The following is a 17,381-nucleotide window of genomic DNA, read 5'->3' as shown; positions in this document are numbered from 1 at the left end:
CGGTTTCGACGTATCGGTTAACACTCAGTAAATAACACCAGCTCTGCGATGATGTATGCTGGAGAAAGACCGGAGAGCAATCCCTATGTTATTGAAATCGCGCCCCAGAACGTTGATCAGACACGCGGCGACCGCCAGTCTTTCTCTGGCCATGGCTGGGTGCGGTGGTGGCTCCGACAGCAATTCGGAGCCCGTCGCGGTGGCGCTCTCCGGTATCATCGATATCGAGACCGGCACCCGGGTCGATGTCGATAACGCCGATGCCCTGGCTTTGAGCGATACCCGCCTGGCGTCACCACAGAGCCTGCCGGCTGAGTATATTCTGGCCGGCTACGTCAGCGCCTCGGCGGGGTCCTATCCGGCTTTGGCGGATTTCCCGGCCACCGGCTACCCGGCCGATCCCGATGACACCTATTCCATGCGGCTCCGGGGTGGCCAGACGGTTGAGTTACAGGCGTTCGCCACCCGGGCCGGTGCGTCTGCACTCAGGCTGTCCATTGAAGGCGGTGACTCCCGAGTAACCACCAGCACGACCAGCCGGATCAGCGTGACCAATGCAGGTGAAGACGGCACGTACACCATTCGGGTCGAGTCTGCTGGGCCCACCCCCATGCTCTATGTCCTGTCCACGGCGGTGAACCCCACCGGCGAGGCCGTGTCTCTGGAATGGCCGAAACACGAGTTTGTCGAGGGCGAGGCCCTCGTCGCTCTGAGAAATCCGACGGACCGGGCCTCAGCCCAGTCGATGCTTGCACAGAACGAGATGGTGCCGACTCAGGAAGTGGCGCCCGGACTCTGGCGGGTCAAGGCACCCGTCTCGCAAGCCCTGGGCAGCGGGGCGCAAGCCAGTGCCGGGACCCTCGACTGGATCCGTTCCCTGAAGAAACAGCCGGGTATCGCCTCGGTCACGCCGAATTACCGGATGGAGGCGATGACGCCTGTCGATGAGCCTCTTTACAGTGCCCAGCAATGGCATTATGGCTTGTTGAACGCTCCGACTGGCTGGCAGCTGGCACCCGATGGAGGTGAGGGGGTCACGGTTGCGGTTATGGATACGGGGCTGTATCGAGGTTCCGGTGCCTGGCACAGTGATATCGATGCCAACGTCAGTACCAACCTTTCCGGATCTGACTTCGTTTCAGAGCAGTTCGATAACGACGGTCAGCCGGGCCGGGACGACAATCCGGCTGATCCGGGTAACAGCGTCGGGGGCAGCGTTTTCCATGGCACCCACGTGGCCGGGACTGTTGCCGCGGTGGTAGGTAATAACGAGGGCGGGGGCGGCGTTGCATTCAACTCGACCCTGTTGCCGGTCCGGGTTCTGGGTGAGGGTGGCGCCGGTTCCTCTGCGGACTTGCTGGCGGCGCTGCAGTGGGTTGCCGGTCCCGAGAGTGGCGCACCGCTGGCGAATATCGTCAACCTGAGTCTCGGTGGATTGCCCTTCATTCAATCGCTGCAGAACGCCATTAACGTGGGTACCGAAAAGGGCGTCGTTTTCGTAGCGGCGGCGGGCAACGCCGGAACCAGTGCCGAATCCTACCCGGCCGCGTTTGACAATGTTTTTGCGGTGAGCGCCGTCGATGGTGCCGGAGAGCTGGCGTCCTACTCAAATTTTGGAACCTGGGTTGATGTGGCGGCGCCCGGCGGCGACGCCAGCCGGGACGGTAACGCCGATGGCCGCGGCGATGTGGTGGTCAGTACCAGTGCCAGTGTGATCAACGGCACGTTGCAGGAAACCTACATCGGGCTGCAGGGCACCTCGATGGCGGCACCCCATGTGTCCGCAGTCATGGCGTTGATGAAGAACCAAAACCCAGACTTGGATTATCAGGCGATCAACGCCTTCCTGATGGCGGGCGAGTTAACTGTGGCGACCTGTGGCAACCCTCCCTGTTCAAAATCCAACGAGCTGGGGTACGGGCTTCTGGATGCGGGTAAGGCGACATCCCGGGCTCTATCTTCACCGATTACCGATTTGCTCACAGCATCGCCCGCGATTGTATCCCTGTCCTCTGAAAGCTCTTCTTCCGTCACCGTGGTATTGGAGGTTTACGGTAGTGATCCTGACCCGGTCGCAATCAATTCGGTTTCGGGCGCCCCGCCCTGGCTTTCTCTGGGCGATGTTCGGGAAACAGATGACTCCGGCACTCGCTTTGAAATTGACATGTCCCTGAACTTGGATGCTCTGGAACCCGGAATTTCCGAGCGGGCAACGTTAACCGTTGAGTACTCGGGCAGTTTCGGAATCCTTGAAATCCCCGTCGTCGGCCAGCAGGTAACAGACCAACAGGCTCGCGATGCCGGCCGCCACTTTGTACTCCTGGTGGACCCGGAACCGGAGGGCGGGTTCTACACCACGGTGGCCCAGACCAACGTGGTTGCGGAAAACGGCCGGTACCGGTTTTCCTTCGTGCCGGATGACGGCCAGGAACCGAAGCAGTTGAATGAGGTCCCACCGGGCAATTACATTCTGGTGGCCGGCACCGATCTTGATAACGACGCCCTGATCTGTCATGCCGGTGAGGCCTGCGCGGAATACCCGGTGGCCGGCCTGAGGGAAGAGATTACCGTGTCTGCAGGTGAGGCCATTGATGGCATCCGCATGACCACCAGCTATTCCCGGCCCTCCATTTCGGCCGCATCGCCTGATCAGCTCCCTCGGCCGGGATTCCGCGGTTACCAGCTGTTATCACCCACCCCGGACGTTAACGACGTAAAGGTCCTTTCCCAACCATGAGATTGATTCCGCGAATGATGACCGGTGTGGCTGTTCTCGCCGGCGTTTTGGGCACTGGCTGTGCCATGAGCCAGACAGAGACGTCATCGGGGGCGCCCCTGGCTCGTCAAATTGCCCAGTCTGCGAACTGCGGTCTGACGGCGCCCGGACATGTGCATCTTGAGAGTCGCGCGGATGTTGATCGCCTGGAGGCGCTGCCGGGGCGCAGCCTGCCTCTGGCACCGCTCCGGGAGATCCGGTTCGACTCCGAACATGTGATTCTCGCGGCTCTCGGGCAAAAGCCCACCGGCGGTTACAGTATCACCCTGGCTGGCTCCGTGATTGAGGATGAGGTCCTCGAACTCAAGGTGAAAATCCAGGAGCCGGAACCGGGAATGATGGTTACCCAAGCCCTAACAACCCCGTGCGCCGCCATCGGCGTGACGGCCTCGGGCTGGACCGACATCCGGATCACGCCGGTCGAAAACAACCGTTGATCTTTCCCGCCGAATCCCTAAGCTATGACGCAGCTTTTTGTTCCTATTGCGGAGTTACTTCCTGCTTATGAGTCAACAACAATACAACGCCGATGCCATTGAAGTCCTGAGCGGCCTGGACCCGGTGCGTAAGCGCCCGGGGATGTACACCGATACCAGTCGCCCCAACCATCTGGCGCAGGAAGTCATTGATAACAGCGTGGATGAGGCTCTGGCCGGACACGCACGTCGCATTGATGTGGTTCTATACAGTGACGGTTCGCTCAGTGTAGAAGACGACGGCCGGGGCATGCCGGTCGACCTGCATAAGGAAGAGGGGCTGTCCGGGGTAGAATTGATTCTGACCCGCCTGCACGCCGGCGGTAAATTCTCCCAGGGGAACTACAACTTCTCCGGTGGTTTGCACGGGGTGGGTGTTTCCGTCGTCAATGCGCTGTCCACGCACCTTGAAATAACCATCAAACGGGATGGCCAGCTGCACCGGATGTCGTTTGCCAACGGCGACAAAGTCACCGAGCTTGAAGTCGTGGACACGGTGGGCAAACGCAACACCGGAACACGCTTGAAGTTCACCCCGGATGCCAGTTACTTCGACAGCCCGAATTTCTCCGTCAGTCGTCTTCGCCATAATCTGCGCGCCAAGGCGGTCCTCTGTCCGGGGCTCACGGTCACCTTCCTGCAGGAAAAGACCGGCGAGAAGGATGAGTGGTGTTATGAAGACGGACTTCGGGACTACCTGCGCACGGCGTTGGCGGATATTGAGGCGGTACCCCTGGAACCCTTTACCGGAAGCTTCTCGGGTAACAAGGAAGCGGTCGACTGGGCCATCCAGTGGTTGCCGGAAGGCGGCGAAGCCGTGATGGAAAGCTACGTAAACCTGATTCCGACCGCCCAGGGTGGCACCCACGTGAACGGGTTGCGGACCGGCCTGCTGGAGGCGATGCGGGAGTTCTGTGAATTCAGGAATCTTCTGCCCCGGGGCGTCAAGCTCTCGCCCGAGGACATCTGGGAGCGGGCGGCCTATGTGCTGTCGTTCAAGATGCAGGAGCCCCAGTTCTCCGGTCAGACCAAAGAGCGCCTGTCGTCCCGTGAGGCGGCCGCGTTCATTTCCGGTGTGGTCAAGGACGCCTTCAGTCTGTGGCTGAACCAGCACACCGATGTCGCAGAAGCGCTGGCGGAGCTGTTTATCAGCAACGCCCAGCGCCGCTTGCGGGCCAGCAAGAAGGTGGCCCGGAAGAAAGTTACATCCGGGCCGGCGCTGCCGGGTAAGCTCGCGGATTGTTCCGGCGGCGATACCGCGCGTTCCGAACTTTTCCTGGTGGAGGGGGATTCGGCAGGTGGGTCAGCAAAGCAGGCCCGTGACCGCGAATTCCAGGCGGTGATGCCGCTGCGGGGCAAGATCCTGAACACCTGGGAAGTTGATCCATCGGAAGTTCTGGCGTCCCAGGAAGTCCACGACATTGCGGTGGCCATCGGTGTTGATCCGGGCTCGGACAAGCTCGAAGGTCTGCGCTATAACAAGATCTGCATCCTCGCAGATGCCGATTCCGATGGTCTCCACATCGCGACCCTGCTGTGTGCGCTGTTTGTGAAGCATTTCCGGCCTGTGGTGGCTGCTGGCCACGTGTTCGTCGCCATGCCGCCGCTGTATCGGGTGGATCTGGGCAAAGAGACTTTCTATGCCCTGGACGAGCACGAGAAACAGGGCATCATTGACCGGCTCGCGGCCGAGAAGCGCAAGGGCAAGATTTCCGTTACCCGGTTCAAGGGGCTGGGCGAGATGAACCCCCTCCAGCTTCGGGAGACGACGATGGCGCCCGACACCCGCCGCCTGGTCATGCTGACCATCGAAGACGGCGATGACACCGACAGCCGGATGGATATGCTGCTGGGCAAAAAGCGGGCATCCGACCGCCGGTCCTGGCTCGAGACCTACGGCAACATCGCTGACGTCGCTGTTTAATATTCCCAAGGATGCTATAAAAAGCATCCTTTATTCTTTCTAAGTATTCATCAAAGCCGTTATCCTGCCAGTTTTATTTCCGGGAAGAACCGTAAATGGACTGGCAAGGTTGGTTTGCGCTGGGCCTGGCGGGCACCTCGCTGATACTCATGAGTGTTGGACGAATCGCACCCTACATGGTGATGATGGGGGTGCTGGTCGTGCTCAGCGCCAGTGGCATTATTTCGGCTGATCAGGCGCTTGCCGGGTTCAGCAACAGCGGGCTGATCACCGTGGTGGCCATGTTCGTGGTCGCCGCTGGTATTCACCACTCCGGTGGTGTCGATCTGCTGGTTCACCACCTGCTCCGTAACCCGAAAACTGTTCGTAGCGCCCAGGCCAGGATTGCGCTGCCGGTATCCCTGCTCAGTGGCTTTCTGAACAACACGCCGGTGGTTGCCACCATGATTCCGGCGGTACACGCCTGGTCCCGAAAGATCGGTATTTCTCCTTCCAAGTTAATGATTCCCCTGAGCTATTCCGCCATTCTCGGGGGCACCCTGACCCTCATCGGTACCAGCACGAACCTTGTGGTTAATGGCCAGTATCAGCAGCTCACCGGAGGGCAGGGATTCTCGATCTTCTCCATCACTGCGGTCGGGCTCCCGGTTGCCGTCATCGGGGTCGCCGTGATCCTGCTGGTGATGCCCCGGGCGTTGCCGGACCGGAAGGATCAGCAGAAGTTCGGTTCCATGCGGGAGTTCACCCTGGAAGTCGCCGTCTCCTTTGACGGACCGCTGGTCGGAAAATCGGTGGGAGAGGCCGGTTTGCGGGAGCTGGAGCGGCTGTATCTGGTGGAAATCGAGCGCGACGGGAGCGTGGTGACCGCGGTGCCGTCGGAAGAGCGGCTCCGGGGTGGCGACCGTCTGGTATTTGCCGGCGACACCCAGGCTATCTCCGATCTGTTGCGAATAAACGGTATCGTGCCGTCCGTGCACGAAGACGAACCCAGCCTGAGCCAGGACCGTGCCGAGCGGAGGCTCGTGGAGGCTGCGCTGTCACCCCAGTCGGATGTACTGGGCCTGACCATCCGTGATGCCCGTTTTCGCGACCGGTATGGTGCGGTGGTGCTTGCGGTGGCCCGCGGTGGTGAACGGGTCTCAGGCAACCTTGGCAATATACGCCTGAAACCGGGTGACGTGTTGCTGCTGGAGGCGCGCCCCGCGTTTGTGAGTCGTCAGCGCTACAACAAGGACTTTCTGCTGATCAACGATCTGGAAACAGAGACCCCGCGTCACGACCGTGCGTGGTTGTCCTGGGGTATTCTGCTGGTTCTGGTCGGGTTGGCTGCCTGCAGCGTTCTGAGCATGCTGAACGCGGCCCTGCTGGGCGCAACCCTGATGATCATTACCGGCTGTTGCTCCGTTGGCCAGGCCCAGAAATCTGTGGATGTCCCGGTAATACTGACGATCGCCGCATCCTTTGCCCTGGGCGCGGCGCTCCTGGAGACTGGCGCCGCCCGTTTTGTTGCCGAAGGCATTCTCGGGCTCAGCCAGGGCAACGTCTTGCTGGCGATCCTGCTGGTCTATATCACGGTGTCTGTGTTGACCGAGGTTATTACCAATAATGCCGCGGCAGTGCTGGTCATTCCGGTGGTCCTGTCCATGACCACCACAATGGGGGTCGCTGCGGAGCCATTTGTGATTGCGGTCATGATGGCGGCGTCAGCCAGTTTTGCTACGCCGCTGGGCTACCAGACCAACATGATGGTCTTTGGTCCGGGGGGGTACCGGTTCGGTGACTTTGTTCGGGTGGGGCTGCCCATGAACCTGTTCATTGGTGCAATAACCGTGGCCATCATTGCCATGGTCTACGGGATCAGTCTGGGCTGATCCCCGGTTCAGCCGGATTGGCCAGAATGTCGCAACACAACACTCGCAGTTCACCGTCCTGGTAGTAGCCCAGTGACAGGGTCACGCACATATAAGCGCCGGTGACGCAAAGGTAGGGCGCCGTAATGTGTAGGCTCTCCGGCTGTGCCAGGGCCTGGCGGAGGTACTGCTGCCGGAACCAGTCTGCGCTGCTGGTGCTCTCCAGCGGTTTAAAGCGAGGGTCGAGGCTGCGGGCGCCAAGGTCGGAAATCAGCGTATCTTCGATCTGGATGCCCCGGTCGTTCACCAGGTAGCAGCGCGATACCGCGGGGTGGTTCAAGAGCTCTAGGCAGGCCTGTTGCATATCCGCTCCGCTGACGAGCCTGTCGATGGCATCCCTGAAAAAGCCGCTGAAAAAATCCACCAGTTGCCGGGTTGGGTCCAGGGTCACCTGATTGCGGGTTTTGTACTCATCCAGCAGTTCATCAAAGTTTGTGGGGGACTGGGTCAATGCCTCCAGATCCGTACTGGGGCGGCGGAAGAAGAACCCCTGGACGAAATCGACCCCGGCATCAATGGCGATCAGTGCCTGATCGCGGGTTTCCACCCCTTCCAGCAGTACCAGACAGCCCGATTGGTGCAACAGCGAAACAATGCCATTAAGGATCTGCCGGGCCTTGTGGTCCTCTGTGGCGCGAGTAAGCAGGGTTCGATCCAGCTTTACGATGTCGGGCGACAGGTTCCAGATCCGCTCAAAGTTCGAGTGTCCGGCACCGAAATCATCAATGGCGGTCAGGCAGCCGAGCTTTCTGTAATAGGCGACGGTTTCTTTGAGCTTTTCGGCGTCATCGGTTGGTTGCTCAACGATTTCCATCACGATTCGGTGCGGAGGCAGACCTGTCTGCTTGAGTAACTGCCCAAAAAACGAATCGGCCTGACTGCCGCTGGTGACGGCCTGGGGAGACACGTTCAGAAATAACCAGTTAAGCTGATCCTCGAGATCGCTGTAATTGCGAATGTGCAGATAGCGGCACAGTCGGTCCAGAAGCAGGTTCTCGGCATTGGTCGATGGCAGCTGAAAAAGGTGGAGCGGCAAGACGGCAGAATTGTCGTTATCGAAGGCCCGGATCAGGGCTTCGTAACCCACGATGCGTTTGTGGGAGATGCTGTAAATCGGTTGCAGGGCAGTCCTCAGGGTGAGGCCCTGAAAACTGGCAGTCCACGTGTCACCTTCCTGGCTAAGCATGGGGGACAGCAGATCGAGTTCCGGAGCTGTCAGCTTTTCGGAGAGGCTTCGCGACATAGACTGTTCTGATTGGTTGCACGAAAACATCAGTCGCCTCAGAAGGGACGGCCTGAACTGTCGGGAATCAGTACATATGCGGCGAGCAAGGAGGCAGCACTACTGACGTAAGCGCCGAGATTGCCAAAAAAACCGTTTCATTACCACTGTTTCATGTAGAAAGTGGAAACCGTTTGTATCTTTTGCGGACTAAGTTGCGAGATTAGCTGCTGAGCGGCCCGGGGGCCGCCAGAGAATCAATTGTTGCTTGGAACAACAACGCTTTCGTCGAAATCGAGTTCCATGTCTGTATCCTCTCAGTCAATGAGGCCCCGCGACGGGGCTGCGAAATATGTGTTAAGTCTATCGGTGCTGTAGTTTTGAACAATCCGTAAAAGCCGTATACGACCAAAGGCATAGGTGTGTCCCGTTGGTCAGAAATTCTGATGGTGGTTAGCAAAACATTTTGATTTTTTTCATCGAATCCGGCTCTTAGAATCCGGATAACGTGATCAGTCAGGGAAGGGGTCAAACCGAAGATGCAATTCAGAAATTCCTCCGAGCGCTACGGGCTTGTTGCCATTTCAATTCACTGGCTGGTTGCCGTGGCTGTCATCGGCCTGTTTGCGCTGGGTTACTGGATGGTGGATTTGTCCTACTACGACGACTGGTACAAGCAGGGTCCCGACATTCATCGCAGCGTCGGCATCCTTTTATTCGCCCTGATGCTTATTCGAGTGGTCTGGCGCCTGTTTGATTCCGGTCCAGGGCCGTTGCCCGACCATACGCGCTGGGAAGTTGCCAGCGCCCACGCCGCCCACGCCCTGCTGTACATCCTGTTGTTTGTGGCCATGATCAGCGGCTACCTGATTTCCACCGCAGATGGCTCGGCCATCAGTGTGTTCGGATGGTTCGACGTACCGTCGCTTACCGGTCAGGTCAAGGGTCTTGAGGATACTGCGGGCGTGGTTCACTACTGGTCGACCTGGGCAATTGTGGTGCTGGCTGCCCTGCATGCCGTTGCCGCCCTGAAACACCACCTGATTGATCGCGACCGCACACTCCGGCGTATGCTTGGTCAGTAGGCCATGTACCGTCCGAACGTTTCAAAAAGTGGCCCCTGGGGTCTGAACCGAGAAAGGGAGATACCGATGAAAAAAGTTCTGCTCGCATCCGCCATGTCCATGGCATTCGTTGGCGGCGCCTTCGCCAATGAGCATAGTGGTACCTATGCCTTCGATAAGAAAGGTGCGCACCAGTTCGTCACCTTCAAGATTTCACACCTGGGCTACAGCTGGTTGTACGGCCGCTTCAATGATTTTGATGGTCAGTTCGTCTACGACGCCGAGAACCCGGAGAACAGTTCGGTCACGGTCACCATCGATACCTCAAGCGTTGACTCCAATCACGCCGAGCGCGACAAGCACCTGCGCAGCGAAGACTTTCTGTCTGTCGACGAATACCCGGAAGCGAGCTTCAAGAGTAAGAAGGTGGTTGTCGATGACGACGGCGAGGCGGACATTATCGGTGACCTGACCCTGCGCGGCGTCACCAAGGAAGTCACCCTTGAGGCCGAAATGATTGGCCACGGGGCTGATCCGTGGGGTGGTTACCGCATGGGGTTCGAGGCTGAGACCGAGCTTCGCTTGAAGGATTTCGGTATTCCCATGGATCTGGGTAAGGCGTCTGAAACCGTCGATATCATTATTTCCGTCGAGGGCGTCCGCCAGTAAATCCGGCCCATTCCGGCTGAAGAGGTTCCGGGCCGGGTTGCCCGGAATCTCTGATCAGAGCGACTCTGCTGCGAACGTATTGCAGGACTCAATGTCCCCGCTTTCGAAGCCCTTTCGGAACCATCGGGTCCGTTGTGCAGAAGTTCCGTGGGTAAAACTGTCGGGTACCACCTGACCGCCAGAACGGCGCTGCAGTCGGTCGTCTCCGATTGCCGACGCTGCCAGCAGTGCCTCATCAAGATCTCCCGGTTCAAGGATCTGGCGATCGCGATGGGCTATGTGGCCCCACACCCCTGAAAAACAGTCGGCCTGCAACTCCTGCCGGACGGAAAGTGCATTGATTTCTGCCTGGCTTCGCCCCTGTCCCGCCTGACGCACTTCCTGGCTGATGCCCAGCAATGTTTGTACGTGATGTCCCACCTCGTGGGCAATGACATAGGCCTGCGCAAAATCCCCGGGGGCCCCGAAGCGTCTGGCCAGATCGTCGAAGAACGACAGGTCAAGATAGACCTTCTGGTCGCCGGGGCAGTAAAAAGGCCCGACGGCGGCGCTGGCGAAGCCGCAGGCGGATTGTACCTGGCCGGAAAACAGAACCAGTGTTGGCTCCCGGTAGTCCCCGCCGAAACTGTTGAAAATGGTCTGCCAGGTATCTTCTGTATCCGCCAGGACAACCGAGGTGAAATCGGCGAGCTGCTGTTCTGCCTGCGAAAATTCCCGGGGCGCCTGGGCGGTGGTGGCCCCTCCCGTTAGCATCGGCAGAAGGTCGATGCCCAGGAATTTGCCTCCCAGCACCACCGCGACGCCTGCAATCAGGATGACGCGTCCGATCTTGCTGCGAAAGAGAAGCGGTAGCAGCCTCAGTAGCATGACCCCGCCGGCGCCGGCTGCCGAGTAACGTTGAGACTGACCGCGTCGGTCTTCGATGTTGTCGCTTCGTCTCCCGCTTCGCCAGCGCATTCTGAAATCCTCAGCCCTTGCCGGAGGGGGCGTGCAAGTGCCCGGAGCCGCCCTCATAGCCCTGTTTGATCATCCTGAATAATAGCAGCGGGGGAGGGATTGTCTTCGAGATTTCCCTGGATTTCGGCGTCAGGGCAGGCAACCCGACGTGGTCAGGTTGCCCGGTGGGAAGGATCGCTGGATTTGCCGGTCGGTTGACAGGATTTGCACAAATGCCGTTGGCGCCAGAACTGGCCGGCAAAGATAACCAGCCAAATGAGCACTCCAGCCCAAAGGTAGGGCTCGGGAACCTGGAAAGTGCCGCTGATTGCAAACTCCACGAGGAGCATCAGGGCGACTGCCAGTACCGCATTCACCATGGCAGTGACCATGGCTTGCCCGCAGGCTTTGAGGTTGGGTTTCATAGTGTTCCGCTTGTTTGAGAAGTTAAACGGTCTTCTATTCAGTGACGGCGAGCATACGGCTCGCATTACAGAGTCTCCATTCGGGAATTCCGCTATTGGAAATTGGTGTATCCGGGCCGGCGTCCATATAATGTGGCCTCTCGCTGAGGTCCGTGATTAATTCGGACGCAACGAGTAGCATCATCGGCGTCATTCACATCAGGTAATACAGGCAGAAGAGGCATCCATGCCAGAGTTTCAGACTACGGATGAGGGCTTTGAGCGGGTTTCACTGAGGGACTACACGGAAAAGGCCTATCTCGACTATTCCATGTACGTCATCCTTGATCGGGCCCTGCCCAATGTAGGAGACGGGCTGAAGCCGGTTCAGCGGCGCATCGTATACGCCATGTCCGAACTGGGGTTGAAATCCACGTCCAAGTACAAGAAATCCGCACGTACCGTCGGTGATGTTCTGGGTAAGTTCCATCCCCACGGTGACAGTGCCTGTTACGAAGCCATGGTGCTGATGGCTCAGCCGTTTTCCTACCGGTATCCACTGGTGGATGGCCAGGGTAACTGGGGGTCTCCGGACGATCCCAAATCCTTTGCGGCGATGCGTTACACCGAATCCCGGCTGGCGCCGTTTGCCGAAGTTCTGCTCAGTGAACTCGGCCAGGGAACCGTAGACTGGGTGCCAAATTTTGATGGCACCATGGATGAACCGTCGGTTCTGCCGGCGCGCCTGCCTCATGTCCTGCTCAACGGCACCACCGGCATTGCCGTGGGTATGGCCACCGACATCCCGCCTCACAATGTGCGGGAGGTGACCGCCGCCTGCATTCGGCTGCTGGATAGCCCGGATGCCTCCGTGGATGAGCTGTGCGAACACATCAAGGGGCCGGATTTCCCGACCCGCGCCGAGATCATCACCCCGCGCAAGGACATCCGCCAGATGTACGAAACCGGGCGCGGTTCCCTGCGGATGCGAGCCCGGTGGATTCGTGAGAACGGTGAAATCGTCATTACCGATCTGCCGCACCAGGTGTCAGGTGCGCGTGTGCTGGAGCAGATCGCACAGCAGATGCAGGCCAAGAAACTGCCGATGGTGGCAGATCTGAGAGATGAGTCGGATCACGAAAACCCCACGCGCCTGGTGATCGTTCCACGGTCTAATCGGGTCGATCTCGAAGGCCTGATGGCGCATATGTTTGCCAGCACCGATCTGGAAAAAACCTATCGGGTGAATATCAACGTCATTGGCAATGACGGCCGCCCGGGAGTAAAGGGGCTGCACGAGATGCTGACCGAATGGCTGGCCTTCCGCCGGACCACGGTCACCCGCCGCCTGCAGCATCGGCTGGACAAGGTGCTGGCTCGACTGCACCTCCTTGAGGGTTTGTTGATCGCCTACCTCAATATTGATGAGGTGATTGAGATTATCCGTACCGAGGACAAACCCAAGGCGGAGTTGATGTCGCGCTTCGGACTTTCCCCGGAGCAGGCCGAAGCCATCCTTGAGCTGAAACTGCGGCACCTCGCCAAGCTTGAGGAAATGAAAATCCGGGGCGAGCAGGATGAGCTGGCTGCCGAGCGCGATGAGCTGCAGTCAATCCTGGGGTCGGAAGATCGCCTGCGGGAGCTGATCAAGGCCGAGCTGCAGGCAGACGCCGAAACCTTCGGCGACGACCGCCGCTCCCCGATCGTTGAGCGCGAGGAGGCTCGCGCCTTCAGCGAGGTTGACCTGGTTTCCAACGATCCGGTTACGGTGGTGCTGTCTGAAAAGGGTTGGGTCCGCGCAGCAAAAGGTCACGATATAGAGCCTGAGGGCCTGAGCTACAAAGCGGGGGACCGCTATGCCCTGGCAGCCCGTGGACGCAATAACCAGCAGGCGATATTTCTGGATTCAACCGGTCGTGCATACTCGCTGATGGCGCACAGTCTTCCCTCTGCCCGGGGTCAGGGGGAGCCGCTGACCGGGCGCATCAACCCGCCGTCCGGTGCCACGTTCTCCGGCCTTCTCATGGGTGACCCGGCCCGGAAAACGCTGCTGGTTACCGATGGCGGCTATGGCTTTGTCACCTCTCTGAACGACATGATCAGCAAGAACCGGAACGGCAAGGCAGTCGTCAGTGTGCCCAAAGGGTCCAGAATCATGCCCCCGATCACCGTACCGGCGACCGAAAAAACGCTGTACCTCGGCGCAATCTCCAACGAGGGCAGGATGCTGGTGTTCCCGCTCAGCGAACTGCCGGAGCTGGCCAAGGGCAAGGGCAACAAGATCATCAGCATTCCCTCCGCCCGCGTTCAGAACCGCGAGGAATTTGTGGTCGCAGTCGCGGTGTTCGCCGAGGATGACCAGCTCGAAATTCGCGCCGGAAAGCGCAAGATGGGGCTGCAGTTCGGTGACCTGGAGCATTACCTTGGCGAGCGAGGCCGGCGTGGTCACAAATTGCCTCGGGGCCTCCAGAGGGTAGATGCCATTGATGTGATTCCTTCTGCAGCAAGAACCGAAGAAGAGGAGAGCACCGAGAGTGAGTGAGCTGGTACTTATCAACGTATCCGGCCGTGACAAGCCGGGACTTACCTCGGAGATCACCGGGATCATGGGCCAGTATGAGGTTCGGATTCTCGATATCGGCCAGGCGGTCATTCACGATCATCTGACCTGGGGCATCCTGATCGAGATTCCGGACGAGTCAAAGTCCTCGCCAGTGATCCGCGATCTCTTGTTTCGGCTCCATGCGCTCGATCTTCAGGTTCGGTTCGCTCCGATTTCGGTCGAGGAGTACCAGTCCTGGGCCGAAGGACGCAACCGGGCCTGTTACATCGTCACTCTGCTGTCCCGGGACATCAAGGCCGAGCAGATTGCCCGGGTGTCGGCGATCACTGCGCGGCACGGACTCAACATTGACAACATCTCCCGCCTGTCTGCCCGCCCGTCGCTGAATCCGTCGGAAAACCGCATTGCCTGCGTGGAATTCTCAGTGCGTGGCACCCCTTCCGATCTGGAAACGCTCCGGGCGGATTTCCTGCATATTGCCGGCGAGATGAATGTGGACATTGCCTTCCAGGAAGACTCCATATTCCGTCGGAACCGTCGGCTGGTGGTCTTTGATATGGACTCCACGCTGATTGACGCCGAGGTTATTGATGAACTGGCCCTCGAAGCGGGCGTCGGCGAGCAGGTTGCCGAGATTACCGAGCGCGCCATGCAGGGAGAGCTGGATTTCAGCCAGAGTTTTGCCGAGCGCCTGGCACTCCTCAAGGGTCTGGATGAGTCCGTGCTTGAGGGGATTGCCAGTCGTCTGCGGATGACCGAAGGGGCGGAGCATCTGATCAAGAGCCTGAAGGCGTTGGGCTACCGCACAGCCATCCTGTCCGGCGGATTTACCTATTTTGCCCGTCATCTCCAGAGCAAGTTGGGTATCGACTACGTCTACGCCAACGAACTGGAAATCGAGAACGGCAAGGTTACCGGTCGTGTCTCGGGGCAGATTGTTGATGGCAATCGAAAAGCCGAATTGTTGCTTGAGATCGCGGAGAAGGAGCACATTTCCCGTGAGCAGGTCATCGCCGTCGGCGATGGCGCCAACGATCTGCCCATGTTGAGCCAGGCCGGGTTGGGTGTGGCGTTTCGTGCCAAGCCGCTGGTCAAGGAATCTGCGCGCCACTCCATTTCGACACTGGGGCTGGATGCAATTCTGTACCTGATCGGTTTCCGGGAAAGTGAAACCAACCAGGGGCTGGAGCGGGCCGGCTTTTAGAGTGTCTTTAGTTTCGCGTCAAAAAAAGACCGGCGTCCGCGAGGAGCCGGTCTTTTTTCGTTCTGGTGGTCCGGAATTACTGATCGCCGAAGTCGTAGTTCATTTCCGGAACCGGTGCCTGCAGGTAGTAGCCCTGGATATAGTTCACGCCCGCCTGCCAGAGCGTGGCCAGAACGCCGGCGTTTTCCACCAGGGGAATAATGGTAAGCTTACCGCTGCTTTGCAGGGTCTTCACCATCTCCTTGACCTGTTCCTTGGCTTCGTCGTTCTTCTGGATTTCTTCCGTGAATGAGCCGTCGATCTTCACATAGTCCGTCTCAATGTGCTTGAGGGTATTGAACGGGTTGAGTGCGCACCCGAACTGGGAAATGGACAATTTGCAGTGCAGTTCATGGACGGCCTTGGTGAACTCCTTGGCCTGCTTCAGGTAGTTGTTCGCATCGCCTTCCCGAATCTGGAAAATCAGCGAATCGCCGGGCAGGCGTGCGGCCTTGAGGGCAACACTGAGCCATGGCGTGAAGGTCTTGTCCTGCAGGGTTTCGGCCGTGAGGTTCAGGAACAGGCGCGTATCGTGCCCCTTCGAGCGGTGGCTGGCCAGTTGCTTGATGGTTTGCAGAATCACCCAGCGGTCAATCTTGATGGCGGTGTCGGACGGGCCCATCGGGGGCAGGAAGTCGTAGGGCGAGACTTCCTCGTTGTCCTTGTCAAGCATGCGGACAAACGCCTCATAGTGCTCTTCACCCTCGCCGCGGAGGTTAATGATGGGCTGGAACAGCAGCTTGAAGCGGTTGTCTTCCAGTGCCTTCTGGATGGCCTCGACGGAGTTGCTTTCATCCAGCGACTCGTAATCCGCGGGGTTGTAGATCAGAACACCGTTGCCCTGTTCGTGGCCTTCCTGTTTGCGCACGTCGGACGACGCCGTGTGCGCCCGCGCCATAAGCTCTTCCGCCTTGGGCGAATTCTCGGTAATGGCTGCGACACCGATACTGACGGTGAACTGGATTGTACGGCCATTGATATCGAACAGGTGGTCTTCCACAGCCTTGCGAACGCGCTCACTGTGCTCGGCCATCGCTTTATCGTCGCAGGGCTGGCTCATGAGGCAGAAGGCATCATCGCTGAGGCGGGCCAGAACGATGTCCTCGCCGACCTGTTCTTTCAGCAGATTCGCCAGGTCACCCAGGAGCAGATCGGCGCCGGCAATGCCAACCTGACCTTTCATGCTCATGAAATTGTCGAGGGCAATGTACGCCAGAGCGCCTGTTTCATTGTTTTTGCCGGCCTTCGCGATGTTTTCTGCCAGAGCATCCATCAGATGCTGGCGGTTGAACAAGCCGGTCAGAAGATCCTGGCTGCTGATCTGGCGCAGCTTCTCTTCCAGCTCGGCATCGCTGTGCTCCGGCTGCATCACGATCTGGGTGCAGGCTTCGCCGTCGTAGGTGGCTGCGGATACCGACATGGTGACATTCAGTTCGTGATCGTCACTGCGCCGGGCTGTGCAGTTCAGGGTCATGCCGTCTTCGCCCTTTTCGACAAATGACTTCATGAACTCCTTGTACTTGTCCTGACTTTCCGGCGTGAGGGTATCGAGCACCGGGATGCAGATCAGGTCGTCAATATCGTCGTAGCCCAGGAACTCCATGTAGGACTGGTTGGCGTAAATGTGCATGCCGTCATTGATATAGGCGATTGCATCCTTGGAGCTTTCCAGCAGGAGCTGACAACGTTGCTCGGCTTCCCGGAGATGGGATTCAAGAACCCGGCGGCGCCGACGCTCATCCAGTGCGGCCAGTTCGCGGTTGACGGTCAGCACCAACAGGTCGGTATGGGCAAAGGGGACGGTGTCCTGGGCACCTGCCTTCATCATGGCAACTGTGCGCTCGCGACTCGATTCCTCGGTCAGCAGAATGAATGGAATATCCTTGTCCATCCGCCGGATCATGGCCAGGGCATCGTCAGCAGTGAATTCCTGCTCAAGATCCCGGGCCAGTAAAAGATCCCAGTTCCCGGCTTTCAGGGTCTCTTCCAGGTCTTCCTCGGACGTGATGCGGTGAGCTCGGGTTGCCTTGCCGGAGTTTCTCAGAAGGCTGACCAGGGATTCGGCATCGTTCTGGTCGGGATCAAGGATCAACAGGTGTACGGTCGCGTTCTTTTTCTGCATTCGTAAGGCGTCTCGTGAAGCACGTTTGGCTGAGCCGGCCTCGTGTTTTTGCGACAGTAAGCGTTTACATCT

12 protein-coding genes are annotated in these 17,381 nt (G+C 58.8%); 8 read left to right on the top strand and 4 right to left on the bottom strand.

Annotated features, from left to right (window positions below):
• The first annotated feature begins 85 nt into the window (after nucleotides 1–85).
• The 4 genes from KZO34_RS04665 (at nucleotide 86) to KZO34_RS04650 (ending at nucleotide 7,047) form a co-directional block, all read left to right on the top strand.
• A complete protein-coding gene (locus tag KZO34_RS04665; RefSeq protein ID WP_219473864.1) occupies nucleotides 86–2,737 on the top strand; it encodes a S8 family serine peptidase in 2,652 nt (883 codons plus the stop codon).
• Nucleotides 2,734–3,213 carry a protease complex subunit PrcB family protein gene (locus KZO34_RS04660; RefSeq protein ID WP_219473862.1) on the top strand — a complete coding sequence of 160 codons (480 nt, stop codon included), beginning with the start codon at nucleotides 2,734–2,736 and terminating at the stop codon, nucleotides 3,211–3,213. The genes KZO34_RS04665 and KZO34_RS04660 overlap by 4 nt, the downstream gene beginning before the upstream one ends.
• Nucleotides 3,214–3,280: 67 nt before the next feature.
• The gene (parE, locus tag KZO34_RS04655; RefSeq protein ID WP_219473861.1) at nucleotides 3,281–5,176 is read left to right on the top strand and encodes a DNA topoisomerase IV subunit B; all 1,896 of its coding nucleotides are present in this window, start codon (nucleotides 3,281–3,283) and stop codon (nucleotides 5,174–5,176) included.
• A gap of 95 nt (nucleotides 5,177–5,271) precedes the next feature.
• Complete coding sequence (locus KZO34_RS04650) at nucleotides 5,272–7,047, top strand: SLC13 family permease (RefSeq protein ID WP_219473859.1); 1,776 nt, start codon at nucleotides 5,272–5,274, stop codon at nucleotides 7,045–7,047.
• Here KZO34_RS04650 and KZO34_RS04645 read toward each other — a convergent pair.
• Nucleotides 7,034–8,329, bottom strand: coding sequence for an EAL domain-containing protein (locus KZO34_RS04645; protein WP_219473857.1), 1,296 nt, complete (start codon nucleotides 8,327–8,329; stop codon nucleotides 7,034–7,036). The genes KZO34_RS04650 and KZO34_RS04645 overlap by 14 nt on opposite strands.
• Nucleotides 8,330–8,847: 518 nt before the next feature.
• Between KZO34_RS04645 and KZO34_RS04640 the strand changes: the two genes are divergently transcribed.
• Both KZO34_RS04640 and KZO34_RS04635 read left to right on the top strand, forming a co-directional pair.
• A complete protein-coding gene (locus KZO34_RS04640; protein WP_219473848.1) occupies nucleotides 8,848–9,393 on the top strand; it encodes a cytochrome b in 546 nt (181 codons plus the stop codon).
• 66 nt (nucleotides 9,394–9,459) lie between these two features.
• Nucleotides 9,460–10,041 carry a YceI family protein gene (locus KZO34_RS04635; protein ID WP_219473847.1) on the top strand — a complete coding sequence of 194 codons (582 nt, stop codon included), beginning with the start codon at nucleotides 9,460–9,462 and terminating at the stop codon, nucleotides 10,039–10,041.
• Between the two features lie 54 nt (nucleotides 10,042–10,095).
• On the opposite strand, the gene ypfJ is transcribed toward KZO34_RS04635, so the two are convergent.
• Both ypfJ and KZO34_RS04625 read right to left on the bottom strand, forming a co-directional pair.
• On the bottom strand, nucleotides 10,096–10,998 hold the full coding sequence (gene ypfJ, locus KZO34_RS04630) for a KPN_02809 family neutral zinc metallopeptidase (protein ID WP_219473844.1): 903 nt from the start codon (nucleotides 10,996–10,998) through the stop codon (nucleotides 10,096–10,098).
• Between the two features lie 152 nt (nucleotides 10,999–11,150).
• A complete protein-coding gene (locus tag KZO34_RS04625; protein ID WP_219473843.1) occupies nucleotides 11,151–11,402 on the bottom strand; it encodes a hypothetical protein in 252 nt (83 codons plus the stop codon).
• 226 nt (nucleotides 11,403–11,628) lie between these two features.
• On the opposite strand from KZO34_RS04625, the gene parC reads away from it, so the two are divergent.
• On the top strand, nucleotides 11,629–13,923 hold the full coding sequence (gene parC, locus KZO34_RS04620; RefSeq protein WP_219473841.1) for a DNA topoisomerase IV subunit A: 2,295 nt from the start codon (nucleotides 11,629–11,631) through the stop codon (nucleotides 13,921–13,923).
• The gene (gene serB, locus KZO34_RS04615; RefSeq protein WP_219473839.1) at nucleotides 13,916–15,148 is read left to right on the top strand and encodes a phosphoserine phosphatase SerB; all 1,233 of its coding nucleotides are present in this window, start codon (nucleotides 13,916–13,918) and stop codon (nucleotides 15,146–15,148) included. Before parC ends, serB begins: the two co-directional genes overlap by 8 nt.
• A gap of 76 nt (nucleotides 15,149–15,224) precedes the next feature.
• Here serB and KZO34_RS04610 read toward each other — a convergent pair whose 3' ends face one another.
• Entirely contained in the window at nucleotides 15,225–17,309 is a 2,085-nt protein-coding gene (locus tag KZO34_RS04610) for an EAL domain-containing response regulator (protein WP_219473837.1), read from the bottom strand.
• Between the last annotated feature and the right edge of the window lie 72 nt (nucleotides 17,310–17,381).

Origin of the sequence: Marinobacter sp. F4206, assembly GCF_019392195.1 — a bacterium.
Taxonomy (GTDB): Bacteria; Pseudomonadota; Gammaproteobacteria; order Pseudomonadales; family Oleiphilaceae; genus Marinobacter.
The sequence above is the reverse complement of the archived record's forward strand: the minus strand, read 5'-3'. Positions and strand labels throughout refer to the sequence as shown.

Coding starts and splice junctions, on each gene's coding strand:
- KZO34_RS04665 (WP_219473864.1), top strand. CDS start 86: ATGTTATTGAAATCGCGCCCCAGAACGTTGATCAGACACGCGGCGACC.
- KZO34_RS04660 (WP_219473862.1), top strand. CDS start 2,734: ATGAGATTGATTCCGCGAATGATGACCGGTGTGGCTGTTCTCGCCGGC.
- parE (WP_219473861.1), top strand. CDS start 3,281: ATGAGTCAACAACAATACAACGCCGATGCCATTGAAGTCCTGAGCGGC.
- KZO34_RS04650 (WP_219473859.1), top strand. CDS start 5,272: ATGGACTGGCAAGGTTGGTTTGCGCTGGGCCTGGCGGGCACCTCGCTG.
- KZO34_RS04645 (WP_219473857.1), bottom strand. CDS start 8,329: ATGTCGCGAAGCCTCTCCGAAAAGCTGACAGCTCCGGAACTCGATCTG.
- KZO34_RS04640 (WP_219473848.1), top strand. CDS start 8,848: ATGCAATTCAGAAATTCCTCCGAGCGCTACGGGCTTGTTGCCATTTCA.
- KZO34_RS04635 (WP_219473847.1), top strand. CDS start 9,460: ATGAAAAAAGTTCTGCTCGCATCCGCCATGTCCATGGCATTCGTTGGC.
- ypfJ (WP_219473844.1), bottom strand. CDS start 10,998: ATGCGCTGGCGAAGCGGGAGACGAAGCGACAACATCGAAGACCGACGC.
- KZO34_RS04625 (WP_219473843.1), bottom strand. CDS start 11,402: ATGAAACCCAACCTCAAAGCCTGCGGGCAAGCCATGGTCACTGCCATG.
- parC (WP_219473841.1), top strand. CDS start 11,629: ATGCCAGAGTTTCAGACTACGGATGAGGGCTTTGAGCGGGTTTCACTG.
- KZO34_RS04610 (WP_219473837.1), bottom strand. CDS start 17,309: ATGCAGAAAAAGAACGCGACCGTACACCTGTTGATCCTTGATCCCGAC.